The following is a 5230-nucleotide window of genomic DNA, read 5'->3' on the forward strand; positions in this document are numbered from 1 at the left end:
TACGGGTACAGTGCGGGGCTCCTGCGATTTCTAGCTGAGAGTATTCCCCCTTTACAAAGCTCGTCGCTCTATAGTAAGTCTTCCGTTGAGAAATTTCAACTCGAAGCTTGCTTAAAAATGTTAGGATTTGATTATTTATAGGGTGAGTGAAACCAAATGCATCAGAGGATGCTTATTGAGCTTTCTCATCTTTGACATCAGTATAAATACTGAAACTGGGATCCGGTAAGTCTTTTTCCCTTCTGCCCGCGGCGGCTCTGGACGGGCCACGGCTCAGACCCTTATTTTGGCTCGCCTGCAGAAGCCAGAGTAGCTGACACCAGCATGGCGAAAATGTAGCAAACTAATCCAACAGGAAGCAAGCTTGGGGATCGGATCCCTGTAGCTTCCGGTGGAGAGGCTTGGAAGTTATGCTGGGGTTACCTCTTTTACCTTGAGACTATCGACCTCCGAGATCGGTGGATCGGGATCCCTTTCTCTCCGCTTAGTTTGACCTATGCCTAAGGCCCCCCTCCCTCCCAACGAAGAGCAGCGGCTGGCTGCCCTGCGGCAGTATCAGATTCTCGATACGGCACCTGAAACTGCCTTTGACGAGATCGTCCGCCTTGCCGCCTACATCTGCGGCACGCCCATTGCTCTGGTCAGCCTTGTCGACGAACACCGCCAGTGGTTTAAAGCCAAATTCGGCGTCGATGTGCAGGAGACTCCCCGGGATGTGGCCTTCTGCGCCCACGCCATCTTGTCTCCCCAAGAGCCGCTGGTGGTGCCCGATGCTACCCAGGATCCGCGCTTTGCCGACAACCCGCTTGTTACGCAAGAGCCCCACATCCGCTTCTATGCTGGCATCCCTCTGGTAACTCCAGAAGGGCAAGCCTTAGGCACGCTTTGCGTTATCGATTATCAGCCTCGGCAGCTTAGCCCGGAGCAATTGGAGCAGCTCAAGGCTCTGGCCCATCAGGTAGTAGCTCAGTTGGAGCTGCGCCGTACTTTGAGGGAACTGGCTCAGACGCCTCTGCTGCCTAAGTCGGGGGATACTAAACCTGCCCGCAGAAACCGCTTTCTCCTCAAAGTTACCGCCGGTTTTGGCCTGGCTGCCTTGCTTTTGGGCGGGATCACCTACTCAGCTCAGCGGAATGCCTCTCAACTGCCGCAGCTTACAGAACGAGTGGCCCACACTCTAAAAGTGATCCAAAACTTGGAAGGATTGCTGGCGGAAACCCGCGCCGCCGAAGCCGGTAAACGTGGCTATCTTCTGACCGATAATCCTCGCTACCTCGGTGAGTACCAAGACAGCCTTGAAGCAATCTCTACCCGTCTGCGCCTGCTGCAGGAACTGACTGTCGACAACCCCCTGCAACAGGAGCGTCTGAAGCGCCTAGAGCTGCTGCTGGAGCAACGGCTACGAGTCATCCAAGACTTGATCCGGCTGAGGGAGCAAGAGGGGCTACTCGCCACCCAGGAAGCCCTGGAAAGCAGCGAAGGGCCAAGGTTGGTGGAGCAAATTGCCGATTTGATCCTGGTGCTCCAGCAGGAGGAAAATCGCCTTCTGCAGCAACGCAGCCAGGAATTTCAGTTTGCCTGGGTTAGAACCAATCTCATTGCTTTTGGCGGGCTCATTTTTACTTACCTGGTTTTGGCCTCGGTTTACTTCCTCATCCGCCGGGAGACTGCCGAGCGAGAAGAGGCAGAACGATCCCTCAAGCAAGAGCGAGATTTTACCAACGCAGTTATTGATACAGCAGGGGCGCTGGTGGTGGTCATGGATCCAGAAGGGCGTATCCTGCGCTTCAACCGCGCTGCCGAGCAGCTTTCTGGCTACTCGCTGGCAGAGGTCAAGGGCCGGCTGCTATGGGACTTAGGTTTGATCCCACCGGAAGATGTGCCTGGTGTGAAGCAAGCTTTTGAACAGCTCAAGGGCAATCATTCCCTCTTTTTGAATCGCCATGAGAATTTTTGGCGCACCAAGCAAGGGGCACTGCGGCTTATTTCTTGGTCTAACACCGCCCTAATCAACGCTGCCGGCGAGGTGGAGTTTGTCATGGGCACCGGCATCGACATCACCGACCGCAAGCTGGCGGAGCTGGCCTTGAAAGAAAGCGAAGAGCGCTACCGGGATCTCTTTGAAAATGCCACTGACCTCATCCAAAGCGTGGATGCCGAAGGGCACTTTTTGTATGTCAACCGCACTTGGAAGGAGACCTTGGGCTACGACGAAGCTCAGGTCTATCAGATGACCCTCTTCGACATTCTCCATCCCGACTGCCGAGAGCACTGCCAGGCTCTTTTCCAGAAGCTTCTATCGGGGGAGAAAGTAGAGAGAGTAGAGACAGCTTTCCTCACGGCCAGCGGTGAAACCGTTTGGGTGGAGGGCAATGTCAACTGCCGCTTTGAAGATGGAGTGATGGTGGCTACGCGAGGCATCTTCCGCAACATTACCGAGCAGAAGAAAGCGGCAGAGGAATTGGAGCGGCAAAACCGCCGGGCTCAGTTGCTAGCCAATCTCAGCTTGAAGATCCGCGAATCTTTGGATATCGCCGAGATCCTAGAGACGGCGGTAACAGAAATCCAAGCCCTGCTCAAAGCCGACCGAGTCTTGGTCTACCGCTTCCAGCCGGATGGCTCCGGGATCATCTCCAACGAGAAAACTCAGCCGGGGATCCCCTCCTTGATGGGAGAGGTGATCGAGGATCCCTGTTTTCAGGAAAAGTACGCCCAGCTCTACAGCCAGGGCCGCGTTCGCGTTGTTAGCGATGTGGAAAGTGAAGGACTGGAGCCTTGTTACCTAGAGCTGCTGCAAAAAATGCAGGTCAGGGCCAACTTGGTGGTGCCGCTGTTTTTGGAGCAGCAGTTGTGGGGGTTGTTGCTGGCCCACCAGTGCTCCGGGCCCCGTCAGTGGCAACCCTTTGAGATGGAGCTGCTATCGCAGTTGGCCAGCCAAATTGGCATTGCCCTCACCCAGGCAGCCCTTTTGGAACGGGAGAGAAAGCGCAGCCTGGAGCTGGAGCAGGCCCGCAAAGCAGCTGAGCAGGCTGCACAGGCCAAAAGCAGCTTCTTGGCCACCATGAGCCACGAGATCCGCACCCCCATGAACGCGGTACTGGGGATGACGGGCCTGCTGCTGGAGACCCCCCTCAATGCAGAACAGCGAGACTTTGTAGAGACCATCCGCATCAGTGGCGATGCCCTGCTCACCCTCATCAACGACATCCTGGACTTCTCCAAATTGGAGGCCGGGGAAATGGAGCTGGAGATCCTGGATTTCGATCTCCGCTCGTGTCTGGAAGAGGTGGCGGATCTGTTTGCCCCCACTGCCCATGCCAAGGGATTGGAGCTGGCGGTGCTTATGCCGCCGGAAGTGCCGCGCTATCTGCGGGGAGATGCTTCGCGTCTGCGGCAAATCCTCAACAATTTGGTAAGCAACGCCATTAAGTTCACCCACCGAGGAGAGGTGGTGATCCAAGCAGAGGTGCTGCAAGAAACCGCTACCCATGTCCACCTCAGGCTCTCGGTGAGAGATACCGGGATCGGGATCCCGGCGGCGGCGCAGAGCAAGCTGTTTCAACCGTTTAGCCAGGTGGATGCCTCTACTACCCGCAAATACGGAGGTACGGGACTGGGCTTGGCCATCTGCAAACAACTGACAGAACTGATGGGGGGAACCATCTCGTTGCAAAGCCAGGAGGGACAGGGCAGCACCTTCAGCGTCGAGCTGACTCTGGAGCGGCAGCCCTACGTCCAGCAGCTTGCCCAGCCTTCTGCTCGTGTCCCGGTGGATTTGCAGGGCAAGCGGCTGTTGGTGGTGGACGACAATGCCACCAATCGCAAGATCCTGCGCTGCCAGGCCACGGCTTGGGGAATGGTGGTGGAAGAGGCCGAAAATGCCTATCAGGCTATGGACAAACTGCGCCAAGCCGTTCGGGAAGGCAGACCCTTCCCCCTGGCCGTTTTGGATATGCAAATGCCGGAGGTGGATGGGGAAACCTTAGGCCGTTGGATCAAGGCAGATCCGCAACTGGCCGAGACGCAACTGGTGATGATGACCTCCCTGGGACTGGGGGAGCACTCCCGCCGCGCTGCCGAAATCGGCTTTGCTGCCTACCTGGTTAAGCCGGTAAAACAAAGCCGTCTGCAGGAAGCGCTGGTCATGGCCCTGGGGAAATCTTCTGGTTTATCCACTTCGCTCTTGGGAATGAGTCCCGTCCTCCCTCAGACGACCCCTAGGGAGGATCGTCCCCGTCAATCGCTGCGCATTTTGCTGGCAGAGGATAACCCCGTCAACCAAAAGGTGGCTTTGCGCCAGCTCGAGAGTTTGGGCTACAAGGCCGATGTGGTGGCCAATGGTCAGGAGGTATTGGATCTCCTGCAGCAGGTCAGATATGACCTTATTCTCATGGATTGCCAAATGCCGGTGATGGACGGCTACGAGGCCACCCGCCGCCTACGCCAACAGGAACGGAGATCCGGCCACCGCACAGTGGTGATTGCCATCACGGCCAACGCCATGCAGGAGGATAGGGAGCGCTGCCTGCAGGCAGGTATGGACGACTATCTCAGCAAGCCGGTGCTGAAGGAAGATTTGCAAAGGTTGCTCAACCACTGGAGCCAGCTGATTGCTCAGTCTGCAGGGGGATCCTCCAACCAAGCCGCTTCTGAAGCAGCCTCTCCAGCTTCCCCCGCTGAGAGCCGGGATCCCTCTTCTCCCACCTTGCCCTATCCCATCGACTCTGCCTATCTGGATCAGGTTTCCGGCGGGGATCGGGGGTTTCAGCGGGAGCTGCTGCAGGTGTTCATCCAAGATTGCGAAACCCAGCTTCCGCAACTGCGCCAAGCCATTGCCGGTTACGACGCAGAAAGAATGCGGCGGATCGCCCATCGCCTCAAAGGAGCCAGCTCCAATGTGGGAGCCAACGCTTTTTGCCAAGTGGTTCGCGAGCTGGAACACTTAGGAGTGGCGCTGGCCCAGCAGGGATCCCAAGGTGGTCATGACCTAGAATGGGCACGGGCTCTGCAGGCCCCAGAAGACCTAGAACGCATCTTGGCCGATATCCGCCAGTACTTGCAGGATTTGGAAGAGTAGATTCCTAGGGATCCCAAGCCTTCTGCGCTGCTAGCTTTCACTCCCCGCCCCTCTCCCAGTGGAAGAGGAGAGCATGCCTCTAACCCCCAAAACCCTGAACTTTGCTGAGTTTACTGAGCTTTAGGCGGTTTGGCAAAAGTCATTGAGAGGGAT

At 56.8% G+C, this 5230-nt stretch carries 1 protein-coding gene; it reads left to right on the plus strand.

Annotated features, from left to right (window positions below; translation table 11 throughout):
- Positions 1-496 precede the first annotated feature (496 nt).
- A complete protein-coding gene (locus NW843_RS07795; RefSeq protein ID WP_414522600.1) occupies positions 497-5077 on the plus strand; it encodes a GAF domain-containing protein in 4581 nt (1526 codons plus the stop codon).
- Positions 5078-5230: the final 153 nt, after the last annotated feature.

It is taken from the genome of Synechococcus sp. R5-12 (assembly GCF_047502655.1).
Classification (GTDB): Bacteria; Cyanobacteriota; Cyanobacteriia; order Thermostichales; family Thermostichaceae; genus Thermostichus.